Source organism: Streptomyces sp. NPDC050263 (assembly GCF_040655955.1).
Classification (GTDB): Bacteria; Actinomycetota; Actinomycetes; order Streptomycetales; family Streptomycetaceae; genus Streptomyces.
The window spans coordinates 1-5,851 of the sequence record NZ_JBFAKW010000233.1; the positions used below are offsets into that span (position 1 = coordinate 1).

Annotated in this window: 5 protein-coding genes; all 5 read right to left on the reverse strand. The window is 71.9% G+C overall.

Going from position 1 to position 5,851, the window contains the following annotated elements:
- Positions 1-103 precede the first annotated feature (103 nt).
- The 5 genes from AB0J04_RS45120 to AB0J04_RS45140 all read right to left on the reverse strand — a co-directional run bounded on the left by AB0J04_RS45120 (position 104) and on the right by AB0J04_RS45140 (position 5,282).
- Positions 104-1,045 (reverse strand): endonuclease/exonuclease/phosphatase family protein, encoded by a 942-nt coding sequence (locus tag AB0J04_RS45120; RefSeq protein ID WP_363174548.1) that lies wholly within the window; start codon positions 1,043-1,045, stop codon positions 104-106.
- Positions 1,046-1,100: 55 nt separating this feature from the next.
- A complete protein-coding gene (locus AB0J04_RS45125) occupies positions 1,101-2,126 on the reverse strand; it encodes a D-alanyl-D-alanine carboxypeptidase (protein ID WP_363174544.1) in 1,026 nt (341 codons plus the stop codon).
- Between the two features lie 139 nt (positions 2,127-2,265).
- Positions 2,266-3,522 (reverse strand): HAMP domain-containing sensor histidine kinase, encoded by a 1,257-nt coding sequence (locus AB0J04_RS45130; RefSeq protein WP_363174545.1) that lies wholly within the window; start codon positions 3,520-3,522, stop codon positions 2,266-2,268.
- 1 nt (position 3,523) lies between these two features.
- Positions 3,524-4,276: a two-component system response regulator CseB gene (gene cseB / locus AB0J04_RS45135; protein ID WP_363174546.1), complete on the reverse strand. Its 753-nt coding sequence runs from the start codon at positions 4,274-4,276 to the stop codon at positions 3,524-3,526.
- Between the two features lie 199 nt (positions 4,277-4,475).
- The gene (locus tag AB0J04_RS45140) at positions 4,476-5,282 is read right to left on the reverse strand and encodes a serine protease (RefSeq protein ID WP_363174547.1); all 807 of its coding nucleotides are present in this window, start codon (positions 5,280-5,282) and stop codon (positions 4,476-4,478) included.
- Between the last annotated feature and the right edge of the window lie 569 nt (positions 5,283-5,851).

The window sequence follows — 5,851 nt, forward strand, 5'->3', positions numbered from 1 at the left end:
CAGGCAACGTTTGCCCGTCAAGGAGCGGCGTCCGGTGCGTGCCGGGCGTCGCGACGGGGCGAACGTTGCCTGCCGCGGCACTAGCCGTTCCGGAAGCCCGCGCTCACACCCGCACCGACGCCGCCACCGGCAGGTGGTCGCTGCCGGTGGCCGGGAGGGTCCAGGCGGACCGCGGCTCCACACCGCGTACGAGGATGTGGTCGATCCGGGCCACCGGGAACGAGGCCGGCCAGCTGGCACCGAACCCCGCGCCCGACTCGGCCTGCACGGACCGCAGTTGGGAGGTGAGCCCGGAAAACGCCCGGTCGTCGGTCGTACCGTTCAGGTCGCCCACGAGGATCGTGCGGGGGAGCAGCTCGGCGCGCACGGCGGCGGTGAGTCGCCGCGCGGCCGCGTCACGTGCGTCGGAGGTGAACCCCGAGCCGGCGGTGAAGCGGACGGACATCAGATGGACGACGAAGACCGCGACCGGTCCCTCGGGCGTGCGGACGGTGGCGCGCAGGGCACGTGGCCAGGGCGCGATGTCGACCGCACGGGCGTCGGCGACCGGATACCTGCTCCACAGACCGACCGTGCCCTGCACGGAGTGGTACGGGTAGGTGCCGGCCAGCGTTCTCTCGTACGCCGCTGTCGACGGGCCGCCCAGCTCTTCGAGAGCCACCACGTCCGCGCCGGAGGCGGCCAGGGCACGGGCGGTGCGCACCGGCCGCGGATTGTGTTCGTTGACGTTGTGCGTCACGACGGTCAGGTTGCCGCCGTCCTCCCGTTTGTCGACGAGTGTCCCGCCGAAGAGCGAGCACCAGACGACGGCCGGCAGCAGCACGGATACGGCGGCGGCCCTGGACCGGCGGGCCAGGGCGCACAGGAGCAGCAGCGGCACGGCCAGACCCGTCCAGGGCAGGAAGGTCTCGACGAGGCTGCCGAGACGGCCGACCCGGTTGGGGACGAGGGCGTGGCCCAGCATCACCAGCGTGGCCAGGACCGCGAGCGAGCCGAGGACCAGCGGCGGCCGCCGGCCGCCGGTGTCCTCGTTCCGTGGGCGGATGGAATCGGGTTCCGGCCGGGCGGGCGCGGTGTCGAGGGAGTTTGTCACTGCCGTCTCACCGTGTTCCGGGCGAGGTCGTCGACAGCCAACGCCGTACGCCCTCGATCAGCGCGTGGCTCGTGGCGAGAGCGGCCCGCAGCCCCTGCCGGGGGTCGGTGCCAGCGCGCTGGTGCAGCACCACTCCGAGGATCAGCCGGTCCCGGCCATCCTTGTCGGACGCGGTGGCCGCCCACATCAGGGCGCCGCCGGCGGGAGTGCTGGAGCCGGTCTTGAGGCCGATCACGCTCGCCGTGCCGAGCAGGGTGTTGGTGTTGCGGATCGTCCCGGGGGCACCGGGCACGGTGGTGCTGGGCATGGCGACGATGGTCCGGAACACCTCGTCGCGCATGACCCGGCGGGCCAGCCTCAGCTGGTCGGCCGAGGTGCTGGTGGTCGTGGGTTCGATGCCGCTGGCGCCGGTGTAGGTGGTGTGGCGCATCCCCAGGTCACGGGCGGCCCGGTTCGTCTTCGTGACGAAGGCCTCCTGCGAGCTGGCGTTCCAGCGGGCCAGCAGCCGGGCGATGTTGTTGCCGGAGGGGATCAACAGCAGTTCCAGCAGCTGTCGTTCACTCAGCCGCATACCCTCCCTGACCGGCACGCTCGACTCCACGCCCGAGACGGACTCGTTCGCGGCGGTCCGGTCGACGGTGACGAGGGGGCCGTCCTCGCCCGCGCGCAGCGGACGGTCGCGGAGGATCACGTAGGCGGTCATCACCTTGGTGACGCTGGCGATCGGCACCGGTGTCCGCTCGCCCCGCGTACCGAGGTCACCGTGGGCGCCGAGGCCCTCGACCACCACGCTCGTCTGCCCCTCAGCCGGCCACGGCAGCGAACCCGCTCCGGTTCCCGGGCTGTTGCCGGAGGTGAACACGGCGACGGCGAGGACCGCCAGGGTGACCAGTGCGGTGGCGCCCGCGGCGAGGCCGGCCGTGACGCGCCGCCCGGACCGGTCGTGCCAGCGGGGCGGGAGCCATGAGCCGGTGGACCACGAGGGCTGGGCCCGGCCTGCGCCGGGCTCTCCGGAAAAGGGAACCGGTGACATGGGAGGGACACCTCCAAGGGGGCGGGTGCGCGGCGTTCACGCACGTCGACCACCTTCCGCGGGGCGGATCTCCGCTCGGCTCCGGCCACGGATCGGGCACCGCTCGGCCGGGCATCCGTTCGATATCGGCCGTTCGGCGTCAGCCCGCGGGCGGCAGCCGGAGGGTGGCGAGCGCCCCGCCGTCGGGAGCGTTCGCGAACTCCAGCGACGCCCCGATGACCCGGGCCTGCCCCAGCGCGATGGTCAGCCCGAGGCCGTGCCCGTGGCCGCGCTCCGACGCACCCGTGCGGAATCGCTGCGGGCCGTCCGCGAGCAACTCCGCCGAGTAGCCCGGGCCGTGGTCCCGTACGGTCACGGTCGTCCCGGCCACCTCGACCTCGACGGGCGTGCGGCCGTGCCGGTGGGCGTTGACAACGAGGTTGGCGACGATACGGTCGAGCCGGCGCGGATCGGTCTCCGCCGACAGGGCACCGGTGGCGGTGAACCGCGTGTCCAGCCCGGTGCGGGCCACGGACTCTCCGACCATCTCAGCGAGCGGTACGGGCCTGAGTTCAGCCCGCTCGGCGCCCGCGTCGAGCCGGGAGATCTCCAGCAGCTCCTCCACCAGCGTCCGCAGCACCCCCACCCGGTCACGCACCAGGTCGGTGGTCTCGCCCTCGGGAAGCAGCCCGCTCGCGGTCACCAAGCCCATGAGGGGCGTACGCAACTCATGGGCGACGTCGGCGGTGAAGCGCTGCTCGGTCAGCAGACGTTCGCGCAGACTGTCGGCCATCGAGTCGACGGTGGCCGAGATCTCGGTGATCTCGTCACCGCCCCGGCCACCGGCCGCGGTCCTGGCGGCCAGGTCGCCCCCGGCGATCCGGCGGGCGGTCCGCGCCACCCGGCGCAGCCTCCGGATCGGCAACTCGGCGGCAAGCGCCGACAGCGGTACGACGACCGCCAGCGCCGCCAGGGAGTACTTCCACATGTGCCGGTCCAGCGCCCGCCGGGTGAGCAGGTCGGAGGTCATGTCGGCGCTCACCGCCACGGGAGCGCCACGGAGGGTCCGAACGGCCCACATCGAGGGGTGGTCGCCGGGGCTGTCGCCGTCGTACCAGGTGGCGGAGCCGACCGCCCTGCCCTGCCGGTCCTGGAGGCGGCGCAGGAGTTCGTCGGGCATCTCCCCGGGCGAGACGACCAGACCGTCGGGCGGGACGCCGTCCCGCTCGTAGTCCTCCACAGCGTCGGACAACTGGGTCAGGGCCTTGGCCGCACCGTCGGTCATCGACCGTTCCAGGGTGCTGCGGTGGACCAGCAGCCCGACGGTCACCGCGATGGCACAGCACGCCACGGTGACGAGCAGCGTGATCTTCCAGCGCAGCGAACGCCAGTGCGGCAGCGCGCGTACGGTCTCCACGTCAGCGCCGCAGCTTGTAGCCGAAGCCGCGGACGGTCTCGATCCGCTCGGCCCCGATCTTCTTCCGCAGGCGCTGCACGCACAGGTCGACCACGCGGCTGTCGCCGTCCCAGCCGTAGTCCCACACGTCGCGCAGCAGGGTCTGCCGGTCCAGCACGATGCCCGGGTTCGCGGCGAACTCCAGCAGCAGCCGCAGTTCGGTGGGGGCCAGCGCGACCGGTTCACCGGCCCGGAACACCTCCAGGCCGCCCGTGTCGATGGCCAGGTCGCCGAAGACGAGCCGAGCGTGCCGGTCTCGGCCGGGCCCCTCCGACCGGTCCAGCGGGTCCGACAGGCCCGGACGATCGAGCACGGGCCCGGCCGCCGGGCCGGGGGCCGGGGTGAAGGTGGCCCGCCGCAGCAGCGAACGGATCCGGGCCACCAGCACGGCGGTGTCGACGGGCTTGACCACGTAGTCGTCGGCCCCTGCCTCCAGGCCGGAGACGACGTCCAGGGCGTCGCCGCGCGCCGACATCATCAGGACGGGATCCATGCTGGTCTCCCGGATCCGGCGGCACAGCCCGATGCCGTCGAGGCCGGGCAGCATCACGTCCAGCAACAGCAGGTCGTGCCGGCCCTCCCGGAACAGTTCGAGCCCGGTCAGGCCGTCGGCGGCAGCGGTGACGCGGTAGCCGTAGCGCTCCAGCGCCATCGTGACGGATCTGCGGATCACCGCGTCGTCCTCGACGAGCAGGATCGTCACGGGCGCGGGCATGGACACAGGCGCGCCCCCGTCGGCTGCTGAAGCGGGCATCTTTTCCGTCCGGAGGTAGGTTCAGGGGCTCTCTCACCCTGCCAGAACCGTGCCTCCGCCCAGGCTCAACCGTGTATCGGCCGCGTATCGGCGATCTCTCGGCGGGAAGTGAAGCCGCCCCCGAAGGGAGCGACTTCACCCAGCACGCCACCCGTGTGATTCAGTCCGGGATGACGTGCCCGAGCCCATGAGAGGCGAGCGGGTCGCGGAACGGCTTCCAGATGGTGGGGTCGGCCAGGTTCGTGAAGAGCCCGGTGCAGGTGTTCGTGTCCCCGGTCACGAGCCCGTACACGACCGTTTTGCCGGAGGCCTTCGTATCGAACAACGGTCCCCCGCTGTCCCCGGGGGCGACCCGGGATTCGGCGGTGCCCGCGCAGATGAACTCCTTGTCCCAGACACCGCCCTCCGTGTCGAACTTGTTGACGGGCAACTTCGCTTCGTGCATACGGGAGGGCTTGTTCGGATCGTCGAGATCGGTACGTCCCCAACCGGCGGCGCGTACGAGACGCCCCGGCCGCAGCTGCGTTCCCAGCGGTGGCAGGGCCGCGCTAGGCTGGTCGACCGAGCTGTCGAGCACGATGAGCCCCAGGTCCGTGTTGGTCACGGTGTCGAAGTCGGGGTGGCTGTAGACGGAGAAGCGGTCGCCGGTCACCACTGTTCCGCCGGACGTGCTCGAGTCGGTCCGCCCCAGGACCAGCCGGATCTTGACCATGCCCTGCTCGGCGAACCTGGCGCAGTGCGCCGCGGTGGCGACAACGCGGCTGTGGACGAGTGTTCCGCCGCAGTAGTGCGACCAGGTCCCGTCGTCGCCCTGTTGCTCGATCTGTACGACGAAGGGCCGCTCGCCGTCCGGTACCGGCACTCCACCGACGATCGCCGAGGCGCCGGGTGCCATGGCGAACACGGTTCCCAACGCGCAGACACCCGCGAGGGAGATGACCGCCCGTCGGCTCACTGACTTGCGCAAGGTGGACTCACTTCCGTCTGCCACCGGGCGCGGCCCCGGCGGACTCGTGGGGCGGCCGACGCCCGGCCGCCCCTTCCGACGAGGATCATGAGTCCGTCATTCCTCCGGCAGGCCTCCGTCCCGTATCGGGCCGATCGCGGCCTCCCCTCGGCTGTGTAGCAGCGCGAGGGAAGTCACGAGGATTTGTTCCAACGGGAGTTGGGGTCGGCGCCGCGCCCCCCCGGACGGGATCGCGGTCGCCTGCTCACATGCGTTCCGGTGCCGAAACGCCGAGCAGCCCCGGTCACGTCCGCTGGAGTGGTGTGTCGACGGCCACTCGGTGATCTCGTTTTGCGGCTGTGCGGTGACTTCGGTGGGCAGGGCGGTCTCGTCGGTTTCTGACTCGATCGGGTGGAGGCGGGCCTTGGCGAGGAGTTCACGGCCCATGTAGCGGCGGGCCTCGGACCATTTCAAGGAGTTCTGCGGCTGGTGTCTGAGCTAGTGCCGCGGCAGGCAACGTTTGCCCGTCAAGGAGCGGCGTCCGGTGCGTGCTCTCGGTGTGCCGGCCGGAAGTCCTCGTACTGGACGTA